General features: G+C 63.1%; 24 protein-coding genes. 13 read left to right on the top strand and 11 right to left on the bottom strand.

Going from position 1 to position 25,209, the window contains the following annotated elements; all coding sequences use genetic code 11:
• Window positions 1-3 precede the first annotated feature (3 nt).
• Both pncB and PQT43_RS14610 read right to left on the bottom strand, forming a co-directional pair.
• Complete coding sequence (gene pncB, locus PQT43_RS14615; RefSeq protein ID WP_102882000.1) at window positions 4-1,218, bottom strand: nicotinate phosphoribosyltransferase; 1,215 nt, start codon at window positions 1,216-1,218, stop codon at window positions 4-6.
• A gap of 192 nt (window positions 1,219-1,410) precedes the next feature.
• The gene (locus PQT43_RS14610) at window positions 1,411-2,313 is read right to left on the bottom strand and encodes a LysR family transcriptional regulator (RefSeq protein ID WP_102862927.1); all 903 of its coding nucleotides are present in this window, start codon (window positions 2,311-2,313) and stop codon (window positions 1,411-1,413) included.
• Between the two features lie 171 nt (window positions 2,314-2,484).
• On the opposite strand from PQT43_RS14610, the gene amaB reads away from it, so the two are divergent.
• The 9 genes from amaB to PQT43_RS14565 all read left to right on the top strand — a co-directional run bounded on the left by amaB (window position 2,485) and on the right by PQT43_RS14565 (window position 13,628).
• A complete protein-coding gene (gene amaB, locus PQT43_RS14605; protein ID WP_253084231.1) occupies window positions 2,485-3,975 on the top strand; it encodes an L-piperidine-6-carboxylate dehydrogenase in 1,491 nt (496 codons plus the stop codon).
• A 113-nt stretch (window positions 3,976-4,088) separates the two neighbouring features.
• On the top strand, window positions 4,089-5,372 hold the full coding sequence (gene amaA / locus PQT43_RS14600; RefSeq protein WP_102862929.1) for an L-pipecolate oxidase: 1,284 nt from the start codon (window positions 4,089-4,091) through the stop codon (window positions 5,370-5,372).
• 364 nt (window positions 5,373-5,736) lie between these two features.
• Window positions 5,737-6,873 (top strand): branched-chain amino acid ABC transporter substrate-binding protein, encoded by a 1,137-nt coding sequence (locus tag PQT43_RS14595; RefSeq protein WP_102881998.1) that lies wholly within the window; start codon window positions 5,737-5,739, stop codon window positions 6,871-6,873.
• A 161-nt stretch (window positions 6,874-7,034) separates the two neighbouring features.
• Entirely contained in the window at window positions 7,035-7,949 is a 915-nt protein-coding gene (locus PQT43_RS14590) for an ABC transporter permease subunit (RefSeq protein WP_102862931.1), read from the top strand.
• A gap of 2 nt (window positions 7,950-7,951) precedes the next feature.
• Window positions 7,952-9,247, top strand: coding sequence for a high-affinity branched-chain amino acid ABC transporter permease LivM (gene livM / locus PQT43_RS14585; RefSeq protein WP_102862932.1), 1,296 nt, complete (start codon window positions 7,952-7,954; stop codon window positions 9,245-9,247).
• Window positions 9,244-10,116, top strand: coding sequence for an ATP-binding cassette domain-containing protein (locus PQT43_RS14580; RefSeq protein ID WP_102881997.1), 873 nt, complete (start codon window positions 9,244-9,246; stop codon window positions 10,114-10,116). The genes livM and PQT43_RS14580 overlap by 4 nt, the downstream gene beginning before the upstream one ends.
• Window positions 10,113-10,829 (top strand): ABC transporter ATP-binding protein, encoded by a 717-nt coding sequence (locus PQT43_RS14575; protein WP_092319125.1) that lies wholly within the window; start codon window positions 10,113-10,115, stop codon window positions 10,827-10,829. The genes PQT43_RS14580 and PQT43_RS14575 overlap by 4 nt, the downstream gene beginning before the upstream one ends.
• An 895-nt stretch (window positions 10,830-11,724) precedes the next feature.
• Window positions 11,725-12,486 (top strand): SDR family oxidoreductase, encoded by a 762-nt coding sequence (locus PQT43_RS14570; RefSeq protein ID WP_123391289.1) that lies wholly within the window; start codon window positions 11,725-11,727, stop codon window positions 12,484-12,486.
• Between the two features lie 236 nt (window positions 12,487-12,722).
• The gene (locus tag PQT43_RS14565; protein WP_102862935.1) at window positions 12,723-13,628 is read left to right on the top strand and encodes a cation diffusion facilitator family transporter; all 906 of its coding nucleotides are present in this window, start codon (window positions 12,723-12,725) and stop codon (window positions 13,626-13,628) included.
• 73 nt (window positions 13,629-13,701) lie between these two features.
• On the opposite strand, the gene PQT43_RS14560 is transcribed toward PQT43_RS14565, so the two are convergent.
• The 7 genes from PQT43_RS14560 to PQT43_RS14530 form a co-directional block, all read right to left on the bottom strand.
• Window positions 13,702-14,841: an AGE family epimerase/isomerase gene (locus tag PQT43_RS14560; protein ID WP_272754199.1), complete on the bottom strand. Its 1,140-nt coding sequence runs from the start codon at window positions 14,839-14,841 to the stop codon at window positions 13,702-13,704.
• A gap of 218 nt (window positions 14,842-15,059) precedes the next feature.
• Window positions 15,060-15,632: a HupE/UreJ family protein gene (locus tag PQT43_RS14555; RefSeq protein ID WP_108545967.1), complete on the bottom strand. Its 573-nt coding sequence runs from the start codon at window positions 15,630-15,632 to the stop codon at window positions 15,060-15,062.
• A 36-nt stretch (window positions 15,633-15,668) separates the two neighbouring features.
• The gene (ureG, locus tag PQT43_RS14550; protein WP_047301379.1) at window positions 15,669-16,283 is read right to left on the bottom strand and encodes an urease accessory protein UreG; all 615 of its coding nucleotides are present in this window, start codon (window positions 16,281-16,283) and stop codon (window positions 15,669-15,671) included.
• 9 nt (window positions 16,284-16,292) lie between these two features.
• A complete protein-coding gene (locus tag PQT43_RS14545) occupies window positions 16,293-16,967 on the bottom strand; it encodes an urease accessory protein UreF (RefSeq protein WP_272754198.1) in 675 nt (224 codons plus the stop codon).
• Window positions 16,964-17,464, bottom strand: coding sequence for an urease accessory protein UreE (gene ureE / locus PQT43_RS14540; RefSeq protein ID WP_272754197.1), 501 nt, complete (start codon window positions 17,462-17,464; stop codon window positions 16,964-16,966). The genes PQT43_RS14545 and ureE overlap by 4 nt, the downstream gene beginning before the upstream one ends.
• Before the next feature lie 282 nt (window positions 17,465-17,746).
• Complete coding sequence (locus PQT43_RS14535; protein WP_102862940.1) at window positions 17,747-18,379, bottom strand: TetR family transcriptional regulator; 633 nt, start codon at window positions 18,377-18,379, stop codon at window positions 17,747-17,749.
• A 168-nt stretch (window positions 18,380-18,547) separates the two neighbouring features.
• On the bottom strand, window positions 18,548-19,015 hold the full coding sequence (locus tag PQT43_RS14530; protein WP_102881991.1) for a hypothetical protein: 468 nt from the start codon (window positions 19,013-19,015) through the stop codon (window positions 18,548-18,550).
• Window positions 19,016-19,399: 384 nt separating this feature from the next.
• Between PQT43_RS14530 and PQT43_RS14525 the strand changes: the two genes are divergently transcribed.
• The gene (locus tag PQT43_RS14525) at window positions 19,400-21,475 is read left to right on the top strand and encodes an AsmA family protein (RefSeq protein WP_272754196.1); all 2,076 of its coding nucleotides are present in this window, start codon (window positions 19,400-19,402) and stop codon (window positions 21,473-21,475) included.
• 66 nt (window positions 21,476-21,541) lie between these two features.
• Here PQT43_RS14525 and PQT43_RS14520 read toward each other — a convergent pair whose 3' ends face one another.
• On the bottom strand, window positions 21,542-22,072 hold the full coding sequence (locus PQT43_RS14520; protein WP_102881989.1) for a ferritin-like domain-containing protein: 531 nt from the start codon (window positions 22,070-22,072) through the stop codon (window positions 21,542-21,544).
• Window positions 22,073-22,193: 121 nt separating this feature from the next.
• On the bottom strand, window positions 22,194-23,117 hold the full coding sequence (locus PQT43_RS14515; protein WP_185021119.1) for a LysR substrate-binding domain-containing protein: 924 nt from the start codon (window positions 23,115-23,117) through the stop codon (window positions 22,194-22,196).
• 125 nt (window positions 23,118-23,242) lie between these two features.
• Between PQT43_RS14515 and PQT43_RS14510 the strand changes: the two genes are divergently transcribed.
• The 3 genes from PQT43_RS14510 (at window position 23,243) to PQT43_RS14500 (ending at window position 25,208) form a co-directional block, all read left to right on the top strand.
• Window positions 23,243-23,881, top strand: a complete 639-nt coding sequence (locus PQT43_RS14510) for an FMN-dependent NADH-azoreductase (RefSeq protein ID WP_272754195.1) — start codon at window positions 23,243-23,245, stop codon at window positions 23,879-23,881.
• Window positions 23,882-23,893: 12 nt separating this feature from the next.
• Window positions 23,894-24,199, top strand: a complete 306-nt coding sequence (locus PQT43_RS14505; RefSeq protein WP_110595455.1) for a DMT family transporter — start codon at window positions 23,894-23,896, stop codon at window positions 24,197-24,199.
• A 118-nt stretch (window positions 24,200-24,317) separates the two neighbouring features.
• On the top strand, window positions 24,318-25,208 hold the full coding sequence (locus PQT43_RS14500) for an esterase/lipase family protein (RefSeq protein ID WP_102881985.1): 891 nt from the start codon (window positions 24,318-24,320) through the stop codon (window positions 25,206-25,208).
• The last annotated feature ends 1 nt before the right edge of the window (window position 25,209 follow it).

Here is a 25,209-nt window from a genome sequence, read left to right as displayed (position 1 = left end):
GATTCACTCCTTGCCAGGTTGGGCAGGTACTTGGAAAACGTGGCGCAAGTAAGCGACGAAGTTGGGATCCTTGCAATGGGTCTTGCCCGCTTCATCAGAGATCTTGGCGACGGGCTGGCCATTGCAGGCGGCCATTTTAAGCACGATGCTCATCGGCTCGACACCGGGAATATCACAGGTCAGGTTGGTGCCGATGCCAAAGCTGACGTTGATCCGCCCCCGCAGCGCACGGAATATTTCCAGGGAGCGCGGCAGGGTCAGGCTGTCGGAGAACACCAGGGTCTTGCTCATCGGGTCGATGCCCAGCTTGTGGTAATGGGCGATGGCTTTCTCCGCCCAGAGGATCGGGTCCCCGGAGTCGTGGCGCAGGCCGTCGAACAGCTTGGCGAAGAACAGATCGAAGTCACCGAGGAAGGCGTCGGTGGTGATGCAGTCGGTCAGGGCAATGCCCAACAGGCCGCGGTATTCGCGGACCCAGCAGTCGAGGGCGGCGATCTGGCTGTCGATCAGCCGCGGCCCCAACTGCTGGTGGGCCATGATCCATTCGTGGGCCATGGTGCCCAGGGGTTTCATGTTCAGCTCCCGGGACAGGTGCACGTTGCTGGTGCCGACAAAACGCCCGGGGAAATCGTGCTTGAGCACGTTCACCACTTCTTCCTGGACCCGGTAGGAAAAGCGTCGGCGGGTGCCGAAATCCGCCACTTGCAGTTCGGACAACTCTTCGCTGCTGGCGTTGGCGCTGAGCCAGTCGAACTTGCGGTACAGCTGCTCCCGGGCCTGCACCAGCTGGATCTCGCGGTAGCGGTAGCGGTTACGCACTTCGCTGATGATGGCCAGCATCGGCACTTCGAACAGAATCACGTGCAGCCAGGGACCGCGCAGGCGGATGAACAGCTCGCCGTTCTCGATGCCGGTGTGCACGTAGCGCAGGTTGAAGCGAAACAGCCCGAGAAAGCGCAGGAAGTCCGGCTTGAGGAAGCTGATGCGTTCGAGAAAGCCCAGTTGGTCGGCGCTCAGGCTCAGTTCCGCCAGGCGCTCGAACTGATAGCGGATCTCCGCCAGGTACGGCTGCAGATCCTCGCTGTTACGGCAACGAAACTCCCATTCCACTTCCACGTTGGGGTAGTTGTGCAGCACCGCCTGCATCATGGTCAGTTTGTAGAAGTCGGTGTCGAGCAGGTTCTGCACGATGCGATCGGCAAACACACTCTCGCTCATAACGGGAATCTCCATGCTGGCCGCGACGGACAGCGGCGGCTTCAGCTCTTTCAATGAAGGCGCTAGTGGCGCATAGACGTCCTGCGCTTGACCAGCGATTTTTGCGGCGGGCCATTCTCCTGCGATAGGCGCTGGCTGGCCAGCGAATGGGGCTTCGGCCGTGCCTGGGCCCCATCGCCGGCAAGCTGGCTCCTACGCGAGGGGAGCATCGTTGTGTTCGAGCATCCAGCGCACGAAGTCGCGGACCTTGGGCACTTCCGCCGAGTGTTCGGGGTAGGCCAGGTAGTAGGCATCCTGGCTGGGCATGGCGTACTTCCAGGCGATCACCAGCTTGCCCTCGGCCAGTTCCTCTTCCACCAGGAAGCGTGGCAGCAGCGCCACGCCACACCCGACCTGGGCGGCGCGGATGCACATATAGAAGGTTTCGAAGCGCGGGCCGTGATAGCTGTGTTCGGTCTGATAACCCTGCTGTTCGAACCATTCGTGCCAGCCCTGGGGCCGTGAGGCGTTTTGCAGCAATACCAGATCGGTCAGTTGCCGCGGGTCGGTCAAGGGTTCGGCGGGCAGGCTATCCGGGGCGCAGACCGCCACCAGTTCTTCGCTGAACAGTTTCAGGCTCTCGGTGCCGGGGCGCGAACCCTGGCCGAAGTAGAACGCCAGGTCGGCGTGGCCCTGGAGCAGTTCGTCCGGCTCCTGCTCGTTGCACAGGTCCAGGTGGATATGCGGATGGCGCAGGCGCCAGCCCTTGAGGCGCGGCACCAGCCAGCGGGCGCCGAAGGTGTAGGGCGTGGACACCCGCAGCACTTCGGTCTCGCCGCCGTAGGAGCGCAGGTAGTGGGTGGACATCTCCACCTGGGTAAGGATCTTGCGCACTTCCACCAGATACAGGTCGCCGGCCGGGGTCAGTTGCAGGCGGCGGCGGACCCGACGGAACAACAGGTGCTGCAGCAGCTCTTCCAGCTGCGCCACCTGCTTGCTGACCGCGCTCTGGGTCAGATTGAGTTCCTCGGCGGCGCGGGTGAAGCTCAGGTGCCGGGTCACGGCCTCGAAGCACTGCAGGGCGGTGATCGACGGCAGGTAGCGTTTGTTGAGCATGGGTGGTCCTTGTTCTTATCGGTGCTGGATGCCGGCTCAGCATGAATAAACGGAATGATATCTCGCTTAAAGGTCGTTTGTTGGCAAGTCTCAGGCCAGCTACAACTACAGGCCTTGATGGCCGTCGCAGCGGTCGGTTTTTTGGCTATTCATCTGTAAGGAGTGACCCCCATGGTTGCCGCATTGCTTGATCGTCTGGGTGTGAACCCGGCCCTGTACCAGTCGGGCACCCAGCCTGTGCATTCGCCGATCGACGGCAGCCGGATCGCCGCCGTGAACTGGCAGGGCGCCGCCGAAGTGGAGCAGCAGGTCAGTCGCGCAGAGCATGCATTCGCGCTATGGCGCAAAGTCCCGGCCCCCCGTCGTGGCGAGCTGGTACGGCAATTCGGTGAGGTGCTGCGCGAGTACAAGGCCGATCTGGGCGAACTGGTTTCCTGGGAAGCCGGCAAGATCACCCAGGAAGGGTTGGGGGAAGTGCAGGAGATGATCGATATCTGCGACTTCGCCGTCGGTCTGTCGCGCCAGCTCTATGGCTTGACCATCGCCTCCGAGCGTCCCGGTCACCACATGCGTGAAACCTGGCATCCCCTGGGTGTGGTGGGGGTGATCAGTGCCTTCAACTTCCCGGTGGCGGTCTGGGCCTGGAACACCGCCCTGGCGCTGGTCTGCGGCAACCCGGTGATCTGGAAACCCTCGGAGAAGACCCCGCTCACCGCCCTGGCTTGCCAGGCACTGCTGGAGCGGGTGCTGAAGAACTTCCAGGACGCTCCCGAGTACCTGAGCCAGGTGATCATCGGTGGCCGCGACGCTGGCGCCGCCCTGGTGGACGATCCACGAGTGGCCCTGATCAGCGCCACCGGCAGCACCCGCATGGGCCGTGAAGTGGCGCCGAAAGTGGCCGCACGCTTTGCCCGCAGCATTCTCGAACTGGGCGGCAACAACGCCATGATCCTCGGCCCGAGCGCCGACCTGGACATGGCCGTGCGCGCCATCCTGTTCAGCGCTGTCGGCACCGCCGGCCAGCGTTGCACCACCTTGCGCCGGTTGATTGCCCACGAGTCGGTGAAGGAGGAAATCGTCACCCGGCTCAAGGCGGCCTATGCCAAGGTGCGCATCGGCCACCCCCTGCAAGGCAACCTGATCGGCCCGCTGATCGACAAGCACAGCTTCGACGCCATGCAGGATGCACTGGAACAGGCCCTGAGCGAGGGCGGCCGGGTGTTCGGTGGCCAACGCCAGTTGCAGGACCAGTTCCCCAATGCCTATTACGTGTCGCCGGCGATTGTCGAAATGCCGGAGCAGAGTGATGTGGTGTGCAGCGAAACCTTCGCCCCGATCCTCTATGTCATTGGCTACAACGACTTCGAAGAGGCCCTGCGCTTGAACAACGCCGTGCCCCAGGGCCTGTCGTCGTGCATCTTCACCACTGACGTGCGTGAAGCCGAGCAGTTCATGTCGGCGGTGGGCAGCGACTGCGGGATTGCCAACGTCAACATCGGCCCGAGTGGCGCGGAGATTGGCGGGGCCTTTGGTGGCGAGAAGGAAACCGGTGGCGGCCGCGAGTCCGGTTCCGATGCCTGGCGCGGTTACATGCGGCGCCAGACCAACACCGTCAACTACTCTCAGGAACTGCCGCTGGCCCAGGGCATTACCTTCGATTGAGTCTTTTCGCGAGCAGGCTCGCTCCTACGGGGAGGTTTGTAGGAGCCAGCTTGCTGGCGAACAGCGGTCAATGCGTTTCAGCGTCTGTGGTGGGTTGATTTCGGAGTCTGGCAATGGCGCTACAAGAACAATGTCTATGGGAAAAGCTGACCCCACAAAGGCCTGACAATGCGCCGCTCAAGGGCGAGCTGACGGCGGATGTGTGCATCATCGGCGCCGGCTTCACCGGCTTGTCGGCGGCCGTGCATCTGCTGGAGCAAGGCAAACGAGTCTGTGTCGTCGAGGCCCACCGCGCCGGGCAGGGCGGTTCGGGGCGCAACGTCGGGCTGGTCAACGCCGGCCTGTGGATTCCACCGGACGAGATCGAGGCCGGTTTCGGCGAGCAGGTGGGCAGCCAGCTCAACCGCATGCTCGGGGCCGCGCCGTCCCTGGTGTTCAGCCTGGTGGACAAATACCAGATTGATTGCCAGTTACGCCGCGAAGGCACGTTGCACATGGCCCACAACGCGCGTGGTGAAGCTGACTTGCGCAGCCGCGAGGAGCAATGGAAGCGCCGTGGTGCGCCGGTGGAACTGTTGACCGGTGCCGCCTGTGAAACCGCCACCGGCACCCGGAAGATCGCCGCCGCCTTGCTCGACCGGCGCGCTGGTACCCTCAACCCGATGGCCTACACCACTGGGCTGGCCAAGGCCGCGATCAAGCTCGGCGGCCAGTTGTTCGATCATTCCCCCGTCACTCGCCTGGAACGCCAAGGCCAGCGCTGGTCGGTGCAGACCGATCAGGGGTCGGTGCTGGCCGAGCAGGTGGTGATCGCCTCCAACGCCTACACCGAAGGCGACTGGACCGAGCTGCGGCGCAACTTCTTCCCCGGCTACTACTACCAGGTGGCCTCGGCGCCGCTCACCGAAGAGGCCGCCCGGCAGATCCTGCCCGGAGGCCAGGGCTCCTGGGATACCCGCCAGGTGCTGAGCAGCATTCGCCGGGATGCCGATGGCCGCTTGTTGCTGGGCAGCCTGGGCAACGGCAACCAGAAACCCCTGTGGTTCCTCAAGGCCTGGGCCGATCGGGTGCAGCAGCATTACTTCCCCTACCTCAAACCGGTGGAGTGGGAATCCACCTGGACCGGCTGCATTGCCTTTACCCCCGATCACCTGATGCGCCTGTTTGAACCGGCGCCCGGCCTGGTGGCGGTCACCGGTTACAACGGCCGTGGCGTCACCACCGGCACCGTGGTCGGCAAGGCGTTCGCCGACTACCTGTGTAACGGCAATCCCCAGGCCCTGCCGATTCCTTTTGCCCCCATGCAGCCCTTGGTCGGAGTGGGGTTGCGCAGTTGTCTGTACGAGGCCGGATTCTCCCTCTACCACGCGGGCCAGTGCCTGCGGATCGTCATCTGAACAAGGAAATAAACAGTCGGGGACGACGCTTTTCGATGCAGCGACTAGCCTGTAATGGTGCGGCTCGTAGCAGTCTCGCACCAGCAGTGTGCAGTTCGGTGACGCGGGCTGTTACAGCAGGGTTGCACGTTGAATTGTGTCGCGGTTGCAATGATGGCACGCATGGGTTGCGCCCATTAAAAAGCAGGGTTTTACCTTCCGCGGTTTAGACGGTTGCACGCCCAATAAAAATGGGCTCGAAACAGTCGAAATAACAATAAGACAGCGACTTTTTTCAGAATAAAAAACCACTGGCACGGCGCTTGCTCTGAGCAATTCTAGTGAAGTCGCAGTGCCAACTAAAAAAACCTTGGAGCACCACCTCATGTCCCAGACGTTTTACAAGAAAGGCTTTCTGGCCCTCGCAGTGGCAACTGCGCTGGGTGTTTCTGCGTTTGCTCAAGCCGACCTGAAGATCGGCGTAGCGGGTCCCATGACAGGCGCCAATGCGGCATTTGGCGAGCAGTACATGAAGGGTGCACAGGCAGCGGCTGACGAGATCAATGCCAAAGGCGGGGTCAACGGCGAGAAGATCGTCCTGGTCAAGGGCGACGACGCCTGCGAACCGAAGCAGGCCGTGGCCGTGGCCAACCGCCTGGTGGACCAGGACAAGGTGGCGGGCGTCGTGGGGCACTTCTGCTCCTCGTCGACCATTCCGGCTTCCGAGGTGTACAGCGACGCCGGTGTGATTGCCATCACCCCGGGTTCCACCAACCCCCAGGTCACCGAGCGTGGCCTGTCCGCGATGTTCCGTATGTGCGGGCGTGACGATCAGCAGGGCATCGTCGCCGGCGACTACATCGTTGACGTGCTCAAAGGCAAGAAAGTCGTGGTGCTGCACGACAAGGACACCTACGGCCAGGGCCTGGCGGACGCCACCAAGGCACAGCTGACCAAGCGCGGCGTGACCCCGGTGCTGTACGAGGGCCTGACCCGTGGCGAGAAAGACTTCAGCGCCGTGGTGACCAAGATCCGCGCTGCCGGTGCCGATGTGGTGTACTTCGGCGGCCTGCACCCGGAAGCCGGTCCGTTGGTACGCCAGCTGCGTGAGCAGGGCCTGAAGGATGTCAAGTTCATGTCCGACGACGGCATCGTTACCGACGAGCTGGTGACCACCGCCGGCGGCCCGCAATACGTCGACGGTGTGTACATGACCTTCGGCGCCGACCCACGCCTGCTGCCGGACAGCAAGGCCGTGGTGGATGCCTTCCGCAAGGCCGGCACCGAGCCTGAAGGCTACACCCTGTACGCCTACGCGTCGGTCCAGGCCCTGGCCGCCGGCTTCAATGGCGCCAAATCCAACAAAGGCGAAGACGCCGCCAAGTGGCTCAAGGCCAACCCGGTGAAAACCGTGATGGGCGAGAAGTCCTGGGATGGCAAGGGCGACCTGAAGATCTCCGACTACGTGGTCTATCAGTGGGACAAGGACGGCAAGTACCACCAGCTGGAAAAACAGAAGTGACATGAGTCCGAACGAACCGGTACTACCCCCTGGTACCGGTTCGTACTCGTGCAGTACTTGCCTTTTCTCGTAGAGCTGCACAACGGACGTGTTGCGCGGACCTGTGATTCCTGTCCGTCGCTGACGCCCTGTGCCGTCTCTCAAGTCCGTGAGATTGCGTTATGGATGGTATTTTCCTGCAGCAACTGATCAATGGACTGACCCTCGGGTCTGTCTATGGTCTGATCGCCATCGGCTACACAATGGTCTATGGCATCATCGGCATGATCAACTTCGCCCACGGCGAGGTTTACATGATTTCCGCTTACCTCGCGGCAATCAGTCTGGCTCTGCTGGCCTACTTCGGCATCGAATCCTTCCCGCTACTCATTCTCGGCACCCTGGTCTTCACCGTGGTGGTGACGGGGATCTATGGCTGGGTCATCGAGCGCGTGGCCTACAAACCCCTGCGCAACTCCACCCGCCTGGCACCGCTGATCAGCGCCATCGGTATCTCGCTGATCCTGCAGAACTACGCGCAGATCAGCCAGGGCGCCAAGCAGCAAGGGGTTCCGACCCTGTTGGCCGGCGCCTGGAAAGTCGATATCGGCACCGGCTTCGTGCAGCTCACCTACACCAAGATCTTCATCCTGGTGGCGGCGTTCGCCGGCATGGCGCTGCTCACCTACATCATCAAGTACACCAAGCTGGGGCGCATGTGCCGGGCCACCCAGCAAGACCGCAAGATGGCCTCGATCCTTGGCATCAACACTGATCGGGTGATCTCCTACGTGTTCGTCATCGGCGCGGCCATGGCGGCCCTGGCCGGTGTGCTGATCACCATGAACTACGGCACCTTCGACTTCTACGCCGGCTTCGTCATCGGCATCAAGGCGTTCACCGCAGCCGTGCTCGGCGGCATTGGCTCGCTGCCCGGAGCGATGCTCGGCGGGATCATCCTCGGGATCTCCGAGTCGCTGTTCTCCGGTTTGATCAACTCCGACTACAAAGACGTGTTCAGTTTCTCGCTGCTGGTGCTGATCCTGATTTTCCGTCCCCAAGGCCTGCTGGGTCGCCCACTCGTGGCGAAGGTATAAGTATGTCTGCTGCCAATAAACCGATTGATATCAAGAAGAGCGTCATCGACGCCGTACTGGCCGGGCTGATCTCGCTGATCGTGTTCGGCCCCATCGTGGGCGTGGTCCTGGATGGCTACAGCTTCAACCTGGAACCGACCCGGGTCGCCTGGCTGGTGGCGATCGTCATGGCCGGCCGCCTGGCCCTGAGCCTGTTCCTGCAAACCCCCAAGGGCCTGAAGATTCTCCAGGGCTTCGAGACCACAGGCTCCGGGGTACATGTGCTGGCGCCGGACTACAAGTCGCGGTTGCGCTGGATCATTCCGGCGCTGATCGTGATCGCCATCGTGTTCCCGTTCTTCGCCAACAAGTACCTGCTGACCGTGGTCATCCTCGGCCTGATCTATGTGCTGCTGGGCCTGGGGCTGAACATCGTGGTGGGGCTGGCGGGGCTGTTGGACCTGGGCTACGTGGCGTTCTACGCCATCGGTGCCTACGGCCTGGCCCTGGGTTACCAGTACCTGGGCCTGGGCTTCTGGAGCGTGCTGCCCCTGGCGGCGATTGCCGCCGCGCTGGCGGGGTGCATATTGGGCTTCCCGGTGCTGCGAATGCATGGCGACTACCTGGCCATCGTGACCCTGGGCTTCGGCGAGATCATCCGCCTGGTGCTTAACAACTGGCTGTCCTTTACTGGCGGCCCCAACGGTATGCCGGTGCCATCGCCGACGTTCCTGGGCCTGGAGTTCGGTCGCAGGGCCAAGGACGGTGGGGTGCCGTTCCACGAGTTCTTCGGCCTGGAATACAACCCTAACCTGAAGTTCCTGTTCATCTACATCGTGCTGTTCCTGGTGGTGTTGCTGGTGCTCTACATCAAGCACCGGTTGACCCGCATGCCGGTGGGCCGGGCCTGGGAAGCCCTGCGTGAAGACGAGATCGCCTGCCGCGCCATGGGCTTGAACCACGTGCTGGTGAAACTCTCGGCCTTTACCATTGGTGCCTCCACCGCCGGTCTGGCCGGGGTGTTCTTCGCCAGCTATCAGGGCTTCGTCAACCCGTCCTCGTTCACCTTCTTCGAGTCGGCGCTGATCCTCGCCATCGTGGTGCTGGGGGGCATGGGCTCCACGGTGGGCGTGGTGATCGCGGCCTTCGTCCTGACCGTGGCGCCGGAGCTGCTGCGCAGTTTCTCCGAGTACAGGGTGCTGCTGTTCGGCATCCTCATGGTGTTGATGATGATCTGGCGACCGCGGGGGCTGATCCGCATCAGCCGTACCGGGGTGACGCCACGCAAAGGTGCTCTGACTGAGGGGAACGCGCCATGAGCGAATACATTCTTTCGGTCGAGAACCTGATGATGCACTTCGGTGGCATCAAGGCCCTCAGCGACGTCAGCCTCAAGGTCAAGCGCAACTCGATCTTCGCCCTGATCGGCCCCAACGGCGCTGGCAAGACCACGGTGTTCAACTGCCTGACCGGCTTCTACAAGGCCTCCGGCGGGCGCATCGAGCTCAATACCCGGGACCAGCAGACCAACGTCATCAAGCTCTTGGGCGAGCCATTTCGTGCCACCGATTTGGTGTCGCCGAAAAGCTTCGCCAGTCGCCTGTACTACAAGATGTTTGGCGGCACCCACCTGGTGAACCGCGCCGGGTTGGCGCGGACCTTCCAGAACATTCGCCTGTTCAAGGAAATGTCCGTGGTGGAAAACCTGCTGGTGGCCCAGCACATGTGGGTCAACCGCAACCTGCTGGCGGGCATCCTCAACACCAAGGGCTACCGCCAGGCGGAAAGCGCCGCCCTGGACCACGCCTTCTACTGGCTGGAAGTGGTGGACCTGGTGGACTGTGCCAACCGCCTGGCCGGCGAGCTGTCCTACGGCCAGCAGCGGCGCCTGGAGATCGCCCGCGCCATGTGCACCCGGCCGCAGATCATCTGCCTCGACGAACCGGCCGCCGGCCTCAACCCCCAGGAAACCGAAGCGCTGAGCGCGATGATCCGGCTGCTGCGCGACGAGCACGATCTGACCGTGGTGCTGATTGAACACGACATGGGCATGGTGATGAGTATTTCCGACCACATCGTGGTGCTCGACCACGGCAACGTGATCGCCGAGGGCGGGCCGGAGGCGATCCGCAACGATCCGAAGGTGATCGCCGCCTACCTGGGTGCCGACGAAGAGGAGCTGGTATGAGTCAACCCATACTCGAACTCAAGGATCTGGACGTGTACTACGGCCCGATCCAGGCCCTGAAGAAAGTCTCGCTGCACATCAACGAAGGGGAAACCGTGAGCCTGATCGGCTCCAACGGCGCCGGCAAGTCGACCCTGCTGATGTCGATCTTCGGCCAGCCCCGGGCGGAGTCCGGGCAGATCCTCTATCGCGGCGTGGACATCACCCACAAGTCGTCCCACTACATCGCCTCCAACGGCATCGCCCAGTCGCCGGAAGGGCGCCGGGTGTTCCCCGACATGACCGTGGAAGAGAACCTGCTGATGGGCACCATTCCCATTGGCGACCAGTACGCTAGCGAAGACATGCAGCGTATGTTCGAGCTGTTTCCCCGGCTCAAGGAACGGCGTACCCAGCGGGCCATGACCATGTCTGGCGGTGAGCAGCAGATGCTGGCCATCGCTCGGGCGCTGATGAGCCGGCCCAAGCTGCTGTTGCTGGATGAACCGAGCCTGGGGCTGGCGCCGATCGTGGTGAAGCAGATATTCGCCACCCTGCGGGAGCTGGCGGCCACCGGCATGACCATCTTCCTGGTGGAGCAAAACGCCAACCATGCGCTGAAGCTGTCGGACCGCGCCTACGTGATGGTCAACGGCGAGATCCGCCTGAGCGGCACCGGCAAGGAGCTGCTGGTCAACGAGGAAGTGCGCAACGCTTATCTGGGCGGTCACTGACGGCCCGGTCTGTGGATAAACCATGCCCCGTCGGTTCACGCCGCCGGGGCATTTTTTATCCACAGTCCCCACCCGCCCTTTAGGTGCTGGCTTGCCAGCGAAACGCCCCTCCCCGATGGCCGCTGTTCAGATTCCGTTGTGCGTCCGGGATTTGCCGGCAAGCCGGTTCCTGCGGACTGAGTGCGGGCATTGGCAACCGCGGGTGCGCAGAAGGGCAGCCGGCGTCCGACAATTGTGGAAAACATTATTCCCAAGCTGGCAAAGCGCGGCATAAAGACGCTGCAAACAGTTGTTTTTCCACCGTTTTGACTTGTCCCCGTTTGCTGTGGAGCGGGCTGTGGGTAACGTGGGAGTAGCTGGCTGGAAGCCTTTGTTTACGTGGCCTGCAAGCAATTGATTGTTTTTTGATCATGGCTTTTTGAGCAACTCGAAGACGCGCTTGTCAACCTTTTTATTGTCGCAGCCGTACCCGCAAAAGACTCTGGATAAGCCTGTGGATAAGTCTGTGACTAAACTCTGGAAAGACTGCTCTGGGCGGCGTAGTTACTGGCCTCTGGCCTTATACACTTTGACCGCTCGGTCATCTTTTTTGCGGCCACCTGCATGGACAGCCTCTGCGGGTCAAGCAAAAAACTTCCCATGATCCGCTGCAAGCCCTGTGTACAGCGGCTTTGCGCGATTTGCACTTGCCCCCAAAGACTGTGGACCGGCCTGTGGATAAGGTGCGGGCATGTGGCTGCAGGCCTTGCCGGCCATAGCTTTCAGCCATGTGAACGTTTTTTGTACAGTGATAGCGGATATCCAGCGCTTCTGTTGCCGCCCAGAGCCGGGCCGGGCATGCTGCGAAACGCTTTTTTATCGTAACGGCGGCTCGCCACCCAGCAAGGAGAACACCATGACTTCCACACTGTTCATTACGGGCGCGACGTCCGGTTTTGGCGAAGCCTGCGCCCGGCGTTTTGCCGAGGCCGGCTGGTCGCTGGTGCTCACCGGCCGCCGCGAGGAGCGCCTCAACGCGCTGTGCGCAGAGCTCTCCAAGCAGACCGAAGTGCACGGCCTGGTGCTCGATGTGCGGGACCGCAAGGCCATGGAAGCGGCCATCACCAACCTGCCGCCGTCCTTTGGCAAGTTGCGCGGCCTGATCAACAATGCCGGCCTGGCCCTGGGCGTCGACCCGGCGCCCAAGTGCGACCTGGATGACTGGGACACCATGGTCGACACCAACATCAAGGGCTTGATGTACAGCACCCGTCTGCTGCTGCCGCGGCTGATCGCCCATGGCCGGGGCGCCGGGATCGTCAACCTGGGCTCCATTGCCGGCAACTACCCGTACCCGGGCAGTCACGTTTATGGCGCGAGCAAGGCCTTCGTCAAACAGTTCTCCCTGAACCTGCGTTGCGACCTGCAGGGCACTGGCGTGCGGGTCACCAACATTGAGCCGGGCCTGTGCGAAAGCGAGTTCTCCCTGGTGCGTTTCGCCGGCGATCAGGCGCGCTACGACGCCACCTACGCCGGGGCCGAGCCGATCCAGCCCGAGGACATTGCCGATACCATCTTCTGGGTTCTCAACACGCCTGCCCACGTCAACATCAACAGCCTGGAGCTGATGCCGGTGAGCCAGACCTGGGCCGGCTTCGCCATCGAGCGCAAGGTGTAGCCGCTGCCGTAGGCTGCGACAGGGCCGCCAGACCCTCCAGCGGTTGCAAGAGCTGGGCCTGCTGCGCAGTTAGTCGCAACCTCCGCCATGGCTCGGCAGTGACTACAGTTGTACTTGGAAACACATAAGCTGATTCGTTTCAGCTGAAGGTCAGCCTTGGCAGGGTAGAATTCCGCCCCGAAATTTCACTGCCGCCTCACTCAAGGCGGTGTTTTTGAAGTTCGATAGGAGGAGTTGTGAGTAACCGAGGTGAGCAGGTTCTGCTCAAACAATCGACTGTACTGATGTTCGCCGTGGCGATCGCCGGTATCGTCACGGGTTTTGTTTCTGGCGCCCAATCCATTTTGTTCGATGGGTTTTTTTCCCTGATCGCGACCTTCATCAAGGTCCTGATGCTGATCACTGCCAAGCTGATTGCCAAGGAAAGCAACCACCGTTTCCAGTTCGGCTTCTGGCACCTGGAACCCATGGTGCTGCTGATCGAAGGCAGCTTCCTGCTGTTGATCGCCATCTACGCCTTTCTTAACGGTGTGTTCGGCATCATCAATGGCGGCCGGGAGGTCGAGCTGGGGATGGTGATCTTCTACGCCGGGTTCTTTGCGGTAACGGAGTTTGCCTACTTCTTCTATGTGCGCCGGCGTAACCGCAAGCTCAAATCGTCGCTGATCCAGTTCGACAACATCAGCTGGCTGGTGGACGCAATGCTCTCGGTGGGGCTGCTGGTGAGTTTCATCATCGCCTTGCTGCTCAAGCAGTACGGGCATGGACAGTGGGCGGTGTATGTCGACCCGGCGATCCTGATCCTGCTGGCCCTGAGCATGCTGCCGCCGGCCTTGAAGATCCTGCGGCCGGCGTTGCGTGATGTGCTGGGCATCGCTCCGGACCAGCTGGATGAAAAGGTGCGCAGCGTGATGGAAGAGGCCATGGTTGCCTATGGCTTTCAGGAATACATTTCCTACGTGCAGAAGCACGGCCGGGCGCGTTTCATCGAGATCCATATCGTGCTGCCGGCGGACTATCCGCTGCAGGATGTGGCGACTTTGGACCGCTTGCGCGAGGAGATTTCCAGTGAGTTGGGAGAGGCCGACGCAGCGCGCTGGCTGACCATCAGCTTTACCGGGGATCGCAAGTGGATCGTTTGATGGGCGGTGCGCTTTTCGCCGACCAGCCGTCTCCTACAGGAGGCTTGCAGGAGCCGGCTGGCCGGCAGAGGTTTCAGGCAAAATATTCCGCCAGCCCGCGATAACAGGTCGCCAGGTGATAAGGCGTGGTCGATGGCATATCCCGCCGGCTGACCGCGCCACTGGCATCCAGGCATTCATTCCAGCCCCCGGCATGCAGGAAATGCGCGTGCAGCGCCTTGAGCTGACGCAGCAGGGGCGCCTGGCTGTCCGCACGCAAGGTCAGGGCACGCAAGTACTCGGCCTGGGCCCAGATGCGCTGGGTGGCGTCCTTGATGGGGGCACCCGGTTGCAGGTCGAGCATGGCGCACACCGCGCCGCTCTGCGGGTCGACACCAAGCTGCTCGGCAAACGCGAAGGCACGACTCAATGAGGCGTGCAGCGGGTTGCTGCGCAGCAAGGGCGAAGAGTCGAGGAGGAAGAACCACTCGAACTGATGCCCTGGCTCGAACCAGTTATCCACAGCCCCCAGGGGCTTCTCCAGCATCACTCCGTGCTGCGGGTCGATGAACTGCTGCTGCATGGCTTGGCACAGCTCCAGCAGTGCGGTTTGTACCGCGGCGTCTTCGCGCACTGCCAGGATTGCGAGAAAGGCTTCGGCCAGGTGCATCAGCGGATTCTGCAGGGGCCCGGAACCCAGTCCGGACCAGTCCTCGGCGAGGCTGGCTTCGTAGAGTTCATCGCCGCGGGCAAAGCGCAGGGCTACCACTTCCAGGGCGGCATTGAGCACCGACTCCACCAGCGGCTCGCGGACCTTGGCCCAGTAATGAGCGCAGGCGAAGAGGATAAAGGCGTGGGTGTAGAGGTCCTTGCGCCGATCCAGCGGCGCGCCGTCGGCATCGATGCTGTAGAACCAGCCACCGTGCTCGGCATCGTGGAAGTGCCGCTGCAGCGAGCGGAACAGCGCGGCGGCCCGCTCTTGGGCAAAGGGGGCGGCGGCATCACCGATCAATTGGGAGAACAGGTACAGCTGCCGGGCGCAGGCCATGGCTCGATAGCGCTGCGGCGGCAATGGCCGCTGTTCGGCGTCCAGCGCCTCATAGGGCAGTGCCAACTGCGGATTCCAGCCCGGGCCTTGCCACAGCGGCACTATCACCTTGTGGAAATGCTGCTGCATGGCGTTGAACAGAGCGCTCGATTCAGGCGAGGTGGCGGAGCGGGATACATCGGGCATTGGCTGGCGTCGTCACGGCAGGTTTGAGTGCGCGACATGTTACCAGAGAAGCCCCACAAGGCGGCTGGCCCGCCGAGCAGGGCGTACTGATAGGAGCTGGCTTGCCAGCAAAGACGGCCGAAAGATCACGTCAGCCTTGCAGGAGCTGGCTTGCCAGCGAACGAGGCCCGCAAGACCGCCTTCGCCGGCCAGCCGGCTCCTACAGAAGAGGGCAGGGATCAGCCCGCCAGCAACCACACGCCCGTTGCGGCCGAGGCGGCACCGGCCACGCGCACCAGCGGCGCCGCCGCCTGCGGCAGTACCCGCACCACGGCATAACCGGCGGCATGCAGGGCCGCGGTGGCCGCGACAAAACCGGCGGCGTAGGTCCAGGGGCTGGACATGTCCGGCAGCTCCAGGCCGTGGGCCACGCCGTGGAACAGGGCAAACAGCGCGGTGGCGGCGAGCGCCAGGCTCAGTGGCGGGCGCACCGCCAGGGCCACGGCCAGGCCCAGGGCCAGTACCGAAGCGGCAATCCCGCTTTCCAGGGCCGGCAGGTTCAACCCTTCGAAGCCCAGCAGGCCGCCAATCAGCATGGTGCCGACAAAGGTGCAGGGCAGTGCCCAGCGCGCCGCGCCTTGTTGCTGGGCCGCCCACAGGCCGACCGCAAGCATGGCCAGCAAGTGGTCGAGGCCGCCGATGGGGTGGCTGATACCGGCCATCAGGCCGTTGTCGCCGTGGCCGGGGTGAGCGAAGGCCAGGGCCGGGGTCAGCAGCAGCGCCAGGGCGCCGAAGAGTGATTTCAGGGTCATGAGTGGCTTCCTTGTTGAGCTTTTTCAGGTTCGGTTTCAGGCCGCGGTCAGCAGCCCTTGGCGTTCGATGAAGGCGATGATGTCTTCCAGGCCCTGGCCGGTCTTCTGGTTGCTGAAGACGAACGGCTTGCCGCCGCGCATGCGCTGGGTGTCGCTGTTCATCATCTCCAGAGAGGCGCCCACCAGCGGCGCCAGGTCGATCTTGTTGATCACCAGCAAGTCGGATTTGCAGATGCCCGGGCCCCCTTTGCGCGGCAGCTTGTCGCCAGCGGAAACGTCGATCACATAGATCGTCAGGTCCGACAGTTCCGGGCTGAAGGTGGCTGAAAGGTTGTCGCCGCCGGACTCCACCAGGATCAGATCGAGCCCCGGGAAGCGCCGGTTCAGCTGGTCCACCGCTTCCAGGTTGATCGAGGCGTCTTCGCGGATCGCGGTGTGCGGGCAGCCGCCGGTTTCCACGCCGATGATCCGCTCCGGCGCCAGGGCTTCATTGCGTACCAGGAAGTCGGCGTCTTCGCGGGTGTAGATGTCGTTGGTCACCACTGCCAGGTTGTAGCGCTCGCGCAGGGCCAGGCACAGGGCCAGGGTCAGGGCGGTTTTTCCGGAGCCCACCGGGCCGCCGATGCCGACACGCAGAGGTTGTGCGTTCATGAGTTTCTCCTAGGAACGGAACAGGCGGCTGTACTGGCGCTCGTGGGCCATGCTCGCCAGGGACAGGCCGAAAGCGGCGCTGCCCAGGTGGTTGGGGTCAAGGTGGATGGCGTGGCTCTGGGCCTCTTGCAGCAGCGGCAGCAGCTCGCTGGTCAGGCGCTGGGCCGCCTGTTGGCCCAGGGGCAGGGTTTTCATCAGCACCGCCAGCTGGTTTTCCAGCCAGCTCCAGAGCCAGGCCGCCAGGGCGTCTTCGGGGTTGATGTGCCAGGCGCGGGCGGCCAGGGCCCAGCCCAGGGCCAGGTGCGGTTCGTCCTGGTGCGCCAGCAGCTCCCGGGCGCCGCCGTCCAGTTCCGGCAGGCCTTCGAGCAATTGCTTGAGGGAATAGCCCATCTGCCGGCTTTCCTGGTACAGCTCGCGGGTTTCACGGCTGGCCCGATGTTCTTCGCAGAGTTGCTGCAGCCTGGCCCAGTCCTGATCTGCGGCGGCCTGGCAGTGGGCGAGCAGCAGCGGAGCCTCGAAGCGCGCCAGGTTGAACAGCAACTGATCGCTGATCCAGCGCCTGGCACTGTCCGGGTCGTTCACCCGTTGTTGCTCCACTGCCATTTCCAGTCCCTGTGAATAGCTGTAGCCACCGATCGGCAGCTGTGGGCTGGCCAGGCGCAGCAGGGCCCAGGCTGGGTTCATTGACGCACGCCGAACTGGTGCAGGCGCGGCGGGTAGTTGAAGTCTTCATCGCCGTGGCGGGAATGATGGTGGCCGCCACCGTAGGCGCCGTGTTCGGGCTGGAACGGCGCCTCGATGGTTTCAGCGCTGGCGCCCAGCTGTTCGAGCATGGCCTTGAGCACGTAGTCATCGAGCAGACGCAGCCAGCCGTCGCCCACCTGCAGGGCCACGTGGCGGTTGCCCAGGTGATAGGCGGCGCGGGTCAGTTCGAAGGCATTGCGGCAGGTGACATGGAGCAGGGTTTCCGGGCGGGCGCAGACCTTGACGATGCGTCCGTCCTCAGCCGCCAGGAACTCACCGTCGTGCAGGGGCGGCTGGCCGCGCTCCAGAAACAGGCCGACGTCTTCGCCTGTGGCACTGAAACAGCGCAGGCGGCTTTTGCTGCGAGCCTCATAGGTCAGGTGCAGCTCGGCGGACCAGGTGGCTTGGGGTTCGGTTCTGCAGTGGATCACCAGCATCGGAAAGCTTCCAGCTATGAGCGATACACAAGCCAGAGCAAGGGCCTTGCCAATCGCCCGGAGGAGAGGAAAAACCCTTTGTCGACACCGGAACTGCGCCTGAAAAAGGGGCAAAACCTTGTTTTATCTTGTTACAAAATGGCGCGCTGAGCTGATTTATAGCACTGAGTTGGTGCGCTGGAAATATTTTTGCTGCAATCCGGTGCCGGGCCGACGAGCAGGCGCAAACACGCTACCCAGAGCGGGGCACGCCGATTGAAAGGGGGAGAGGGGCAGGCTGTATTACTCGGTGCTGCCCAGGCCTTGCCAGTGCTTCAGGCCGATGAAGATGAAGCGCAGTTGCTGGGTGATCTTCGCCTGCGGCGTCAGGTGTTCAGGCAGGGCCTGGGCCGGGGGATCGATGATGTCCGGCAGAGTGGCGAACACGCTCTTGACGATCAGGTCGGCCATGACGCTCAGGTCGGCGGCATTCAGATGCTGCAGCTTGGGCATCAGGGTCAGGTCGGCAGCGAGGTCCGAGCTGATGTTCTCGCGCAGGGTGGCGATGGCCTGGCGCACCGGCAGCGAGCCGCCGTATTGCTCACGGGCCAGAAACAGGAATTGCGCGCGCTTGGCTTCCACGACATCAAGGAAGATGCGCACCGAGGCGTCGATGATGCCGCCCATGACGAATTCGTTGTGGCGTACCAGGCGGATGGTTTCGCGGAAGGTCTGGCCGACCTCGCTGACCAGTTCCAGGCCCAGTTGGTCCATGTCGCTGAAGTGCCGATAGAAGCCGGTGGGCACGATGCCGGCGGCTTTGGCCACTTCCCGCAGGCTCAGGCTGCCGAACCCACGACCACACTCCATCAGGTGCCGGGCGGCATCCATCAAGGCGTTGCGGGTCTGTTGCTTCTGTTCGGCGCGGGGCAGCATCGGCGGGGCGTTCTTTGCTCAATGGGAGCGGCGCACTCTAGCAAATCAACTTTGCCGGAGTCGAACTGGAGTCAGGCGAGAGCGGGGAAGGTCAGGGCTAAAATGCCGGGGCCATAAAAGCCAAAGCCCGATCCAGGGATCGGGCTTTTTTTAAGGGCCAGCATGGCCTCAGCTCGCTGCTTGATGACGTTCAGCCAGGCGATCAGCGCCGCCTTCGGCAACGGTCTGACCTTGAGGCGTGCGGCTGTAGCCGTCTTCAACCAGGCCTTTCTCTTCCAGGCGATCACGGCCGCCTTCAGCTACGTTCTGGCCTTGTGGGGTGCGGTCGTAGCCATCTTCGGCAACGCTCTGGCCTTGTGGGGTACGGTCGTAGCCATCTTCAGCAACGCTCTGGCCTTGTGGGGTGCGATCATAGCCGTCTTCGGCAACGCTCTGGCCTTGTGGAGTGCGTTCGTAACCGTCGGCAGCGACTTTGTTGCGTTCGATCAGACGGTCCGAACCGCCTTCGGCCAGGGTCTGGGTGAACACGCTGTGGCTGGCCTTGACCTGTGGAGTGGCTTGTTCAGCGGCTGGCAGGGCGAAGGCGTTGGCAGCCAGAACGGATAAGGTCAGGCTCAGTAAGAGGTGGCGTTTCATGATGGGTTGCTCCTTGGTAGGGCGATAAAGTGGGTACGGAGCTAATGTTACCGCCGCAAAATCGATATAAAAGTTCATAAACACAATGGTAATAATCAACGGAATTGATTGTTTGCCTCGAAGGCTCTAGCTCGGGCTTTAGCGCCGATGGCTTTTGCACCAGGGTGGGTATTTTCGACCCACTCCCGCTTCAGGAAGGGGCGGTTCGAGGTAACACAAAGCTGTCCAAGCGATCAGCAATTCAGGTTTTTTCGCCGCATCGAGCCGCCGGATTAAACCTGCGTGGGCTTTGTCAGTCGTAGTTTTCATGGCCGGTGATTTTCCATCGGCATTTCATCGATGCGTCGCAGTTTGGCGCTCAGTTGTCTTCAGGAGCCTCGTGCAATGACGCGCACTCGTAAAATCCTCGCCTGGTCCGTCGCCAGCCTGATCCTGCTACTGGCCGTGCTGGTGCTGGTGATCGCGTTCTTCGACTGGAACCGCATCAAGCCGACCCTCAACGCCAAGGTGTCCGAGGAGTTGCATCGGCCCTTCGCGATCAATGGCGACTTGTCCGTGGCCTGGCAGCGCGAGCCCGACGAGGGTGGTTGGCGGGCCTGGGTGCCCTGGCCTCACGTAGTGGCCCAGGACCTGACCCTGGGCAACCCGGAGTGGTCCAAGGCGCCGCAGATGGTCAGCCTCAAGCGGGTCGAGTTGCGCATCTCGCCCCTGGCCCTGTTGGCCCAGCGGGTCAGCATCCCGCGTATCGATCTGACCGAGCCCGATGCTGCGCTGCAGCGGTTGGCGGACGGTCGCGCCAACTGGACCTTCAAGTTCGACCCGAAGGACCCCGAGGCCGAGCCTTCCAACTGGACGGTGGACATCGGCGCCATCGGTTTCGACAAGGGCCATGTGACCCTGGACGACCAGAGCCTGAAAACCCAGCTTGACCTGCAGGTAGAGCTGCTCGGCAAACCCATTCCCTTCAGCGACATAGTCGGTGAGAGCGAAGCGAAGAAAATCAGTGAAAAAGGCGCCGCGGCCCAAGCCTATGCCTTCGCCCTCAAGGTCAAGGGCCAGTACCACGGGCAGAAGCTCGCCGGCACCGGCAAGATCGGCGGCTTGCTGGCCCTGCAGGACGGGCGCAAGCCGTTTCCACTGCAGGCCCAGGCGCAGATCGGCGACACCAAGGTGGAGCTGCGGGGCAGCCTCACCGACCCGCTGAATCTGGGCGCCCTGGATCTGCGCCTGAAATTGGCGGGCACCAGCCTGGGCAATCTCTACCCGCTGACCGGGGTGACCCTGCCGGACTCGCCGCCCTATGCCACCGACGGCCATCTGACCGCCAAGCTCCGCGACCCGGCGGGTGCGACCTTCAGCTACCAGGATTTCAACGGCAAGATCGGCGACAGCGATATCCACGGCAACCTGACCTACGTGGCCAGCCAGCCGCGACCCAAGCTCAGCGGTGCATTGGTCTCCAAGCAGTTGCTGATGAGCGACCTGGCGCCGCTGATTGGTGCCGACTCCAACGCCAAGCAGAAGGCCCGGGGCGGCGAGAGCAAGCAGCCGGCGGACAAGGTGCTGCCGGTGGAGGAGTTCCGCACCGAGCGCTGGCGTGACATGGACGCCGATGTGGAGTTCACCGGCAAGCGCATTGTCCACAGCGCCGAGTTGCCGTTCACCGATCTCTACACGCACCTGGTGCTCAACGACGGCCAGCTCAGCCTGGAGCCCCTGCGCTTCGGCGTGGCCGGGGGCAAGCTGGATGCCCAGGTGCGCCTCAATGGTCACACCACGCCGCTGGAAGGTCGGGCCAGGCTGACGGCGCGCAACTTCAAGCTCAAGCAGTTGTTTCCGACCTTCGAGCCGATGAAGACCAGCTTCGGCGAACTCAACGGCGATGCCGATATCACCGGACGCGGCAACTCGGTGGCAGCCTTGCTGGGCAGCGCCAACGGCGACCTGAAGATGTTGATCAACGATGGCGCCATCAGCCGCAGCCTCATGGAAATCGCCGGGCTCAACGTCGGCAACTATGTGGTCGGCAAGATGTTTGGCGACAAGGAAGTGAAGATCAATTGCGCCGCCGCCGACTTTGGCATCAAGAGCGGTCTGGCTACGTCACGGCTGTTCGTCTTCGATACCGAGAACGCCATCATCTACATCGATGGCACCGCCAATATGGCCTCCGAGCAACTGGACCTGACCATCACGCCGGAGTCCAAGGGGCTGCGCCTGTTCTCCCTGCGTTCACCGCTTTATGTGCAGGGCAAGTTCATCAAGCCCAGTGCCGGGGTCAAGGCGGTGCCGCTGGTGCTGCGCGGTGCCGGGATGGTGGCGCTGGGGTTGATCGCCGGGCCGGCGGCAGGCTTGCTGGCGCTGGTAGCGCCCAGCGGTGACGAGCCCAATCAGTGCGCGCCGCTGCTGCAGCAGATGCGCTCGGGCAAGGCGCCGGTGACGGTCAAGCCGAGCCAGTAGGAAGAACTGGGGCTTCGCGGACAAGCCCGCTCCTACGTTAGGCAGGAGCGGGCTTGGAGGAGGGGATTACAGGTCGTTGAGGATGTCCGCCATGTCGTCGGCGTGTTCCTCTTCCTGGGCCAGGATCTCTTCGAACAGGCGTCGGGTGGTGGGGTCCTTGTCGCCGATGTACTGGATGATCTCGCGGTAGCTGTCGATGGCGATGCGTTCGGCCACCAGGTCCTCGTAGACCATTTCCTTCAGGGTGTTGCCGGCCACGTACTGGGCGTGGGAGTGCTTGGACAGCAGGTCCGGGTTGAACTCCGGTTCGCCGCCGAGCTGGACGATGCGTTCCGCCAGCTTGTCGGCGTGCTCGGCTTCCTGGGTCGCGTGTTCGAGGAACTCGTCGGCCGCCACGCTGGCCTTGAGGCCGTTGGCCATGAAGTAGTGGCGCTTGTAGCGCAAGACACACACCAGCTCGGTGGCCAGCGATTCGTTGAGCAGCCGCAGCACCTGCTCGCGGTCGGCGTTGTAGCCCTCGGTCACGGCTCCGTTCTCCACGTGTTGGCGGGCCCGTTCGCGCAGGGTGTTCACATCGGATAAATGCTTGTCGCTCATGTCTCTCTCCTGGGGCTAATCCGTTTTGCGCCAGGCTCTCTCGGCCTGATCACTGCCTGGGTTGTGAGTCCCGGGCGCAGCAAAAAGTTTTATCGGATGTGCCCGGTGGTCTGCGCCGGGGTCAACTGCGGGCCAGGGGCGGATGCCCGGCCAGCAGCGCTTCCTGTTGCAGCCACTGGAGGAAGGCCCGCACCGGAGGGTGCCGCTCCCGTCCCGGCACGCAAAGGGCGCTATAGCCCGCGCCGTCCACCTGGACCTCCGGCCGATAGGCTTGCAGCAGGCCGTTGGCCACGCTCTGGGACACCAGGATGTTGCTCGCCAGCACCAGGCCCTGACCGGCAATGGCGGCTTGCAGGGCGTACTGCTCCTCGTCGTAGGAACGGATCGGCAACTGAGCGTCGAGCCAGTTTTCCCCGGCCTGGGCACACCAGGCCTGCCAGCCATCGGCATACAACCTGGAATTGCGCCAATGCACGCTGATCAGGGACGGTGGCTGCTGCCGGGCCAGGGCCACCTGCTGCGGCGCGCCATAGACCGCAAAGCGCTCGTCGAACAGGCACAGGCCATGGAGATTCAGGTAGCCGTCCTGGCTGTAGCGGATCGCGACGTCGATGCTGGCGTCCTGTTGCAGGTCCACCACTTCGCACTGAGTGTCCAGGCGCAGGTTGATGCCAGGGTGCTGGGCGTAAAAGCGCCCCAGGCGCGGCACCAGCCACAGGGCGGCGAAGGCCGCAGTGGTGGAAACGGTCAACTGCGCGGCGCTGGGACTGGGGCGCAGGGTGTCGACGCTCTGGGCCACATCCAGCAGGGCGCCATGCAGGCTGTGGAACAGGCGGCGGCCAGCCTCCGTCAGGCGTACCTGGCGGGGCAGGCGTTCGAACAGTGGCACCCCCAGCCAGTGTTCCAGGCTGCGGATCTGGTGGGACACCGCGGTGGGTGTCACCGACAGGTCCTCGGCAGCGGCCTTGAAGCTCAGCAGGCGCGCGGCGGACTCGAAGGTACGCAGGGCGGTCAGGGGCAGGTGGGCGAACATGACGGGCTCCATGGATGAATTGAGCTCATCCAAGTGAATGTTTACTCATTTGTGGGTGATTCGTGGTAGCTCTAGCTTTAACGCGGAACAGGGCTGGTTTCAAGGCCGTTACAGTCAATTCGTACACGAGAAAACAGATGAGCAAAATTCTTGCGATTCACGGCAGCCCCCGAGGCGAGCGCTCCCACAGTCGGCGTCTGACCGATGACTTTCTACAAGCCTGGCAACAGGCTAATCCCGGGGCCATCCTGACCCGGCGCGAAGTCGGGCGGGGTTCCTTGCCCCATGTCAGCGAAGCCTTTATCGCCGCGGCGTTTTATCCACAGCCCGAAGCGCGGCCGCTGTCGATGCAGGCTGACCTGGCCTTGAGTGACGAGCTGGTCGGTGAGTTGCTCGGCCATCAGCGCCTGGTGATCTCGGCGCCGATGCACAACTTCAGCGTGCCCAGCGGGATCAAGGCCTGGGTCGATCACATCGTGCGCCTGGGGCTGACCTTCAACACCCAGCTGGACAACGGCGTGGCCCAGTACCAGCCCTTGGTGCAGGGCAAGAAGGTGTTGATCGTCACCAGCCGTGGCGGCGGTGGATTTGGGCCCGGGGGTGAGCATGAAGCGATGAATCACGCCGATCCATGGTTGCGCACGGCCCTGGGATTCATCGGGATCGAGGATGTGACGGTGGTTGCGGCGGAAGGCGAGGAGTCGGCGCCCGAGCGTTTCGCGGAGTCCTGTGGCGAAGCCCGGCAGCGCCTGTTGGCCCTGGCGCAGACCTTCTGAGGAGGCGGCGCCATGGCCTGGATGTTCCTGCTGCTGGCAGCGGCCTTCGAGGTCACGTTCGCCATGGGCATGAAGTATGCCCAGGGCTTTACCCGGCCCTGGCCGTCGCTGCTGACGGTGGTCGCGGCGCTGGGCGGGATCTACTTCCTGAGCCTGGCCATGCGCGAGTTGCCGGTGAGCGTGGCCTACCCGATCTGGACCGCCATCGGTTCCCTGGGCACGGTGCTGCTGGGCTTCATGCTGCTGGGAGAAAGCCTGACGCCGGTCAAGCTGGTGTCGGTGGGGCTGATCGTGGCCGGGGTGGCGGGACTGAAGTAGCAACTCGGGGCCGGCTTGTCATCGGTTTGTCGCCAAAGCGTCATAGGGGCTGACGACGGCCTTGGTTATGGTCTAGCTTTCAGCCAGCCCCGCCGCCTTCGCACAAGGATGTCCCCGCATGTCCCAAGAGCTTGCCACGCGTTACCCCCTGGTACTGGTGCCCGGCATGCTCGGTTTTGTCCGCCTGCTGCTGTATCCCTACTGGTACGGCATCATTCCGGCCTTGCGCCAAGGTGGCGCCCAGGTGTTTGCGATACAGGTGTCGCCGCTCAACTCCAGCGAGGTGCGCGGCGAACAACTGTTGGCCCAGGTCCAGCGGATCATGGCCGAGACTGGTGCGCCCCGAGTCAACCTGATCGGCCACAGCCAGGGCGCGCTTACCGCCCGTTACGCGGCGGCCAAACGCCCTGACTGGGTCGCCTCGGTGACTTCGGTAGCAGGTCCCAACCACGGTTCCGAACTGGCGGATTACCTGGCACGGCATTCCCCGGCCCACAGCCTCAAGGGGCGTGTCCTGAGCTGGCTGTTGCGGGGCGTCGCGGCCTTGATGACGCTGCTGGAAACCGGCTATCGCGGGCCGAAACTGCCGGTGGATATCCACGCTTCGCATCAGTCGCTGACCACCGAGGGCGTGGCCCTGTTCAACCGCCAATACCCTCAAGGGTTGCCGTCCACCTGGGGCGGCCAGGGCGCGGAAGAGGTCGGCGGCGTGCGCTACTACTCCTGGTCCGGCACCTTGCAGCCGGGCAAGACCAATCGCGGACGCAACCTGTTCGACGGCACCAACCGCAGTTGCCGCCTGTTCGCCCGCACCTTCGTCCGCGAGGCCGGCCAGTGCGACGGCATGGTCGGGCGCTACAGCTCGCACCTGGGGCAGGTCATCGGCGACGACTACCCCCTGGACCACTTCGATATCGTCAACCAATCCCTGGGGCTGGTGGGCAAGGGCGCCGAACCGATCCGTCTGTTCGTCGAACATGCCCGGCGCCTCAAGGCCGCCAACCTCTGAC

Origin of the sequence: Pseudomonas sp. BLCC-B112 (assembly GCF_028550695.1) — a bacterium.
In the GTDB taxonomy this organism is placed as follows: domain Bacteria; phylum Pseudomonadota; class Gammaproteobacteria; order Pseudomonadales; family Pseudomonadaceae; genus Aquipseudomonas; species Aquipseudomonas danubii.
Note: the sequence above shows the minus strand (reverse complement) of the source record. Positions and strands in the feature narration are given on the sequence as shown.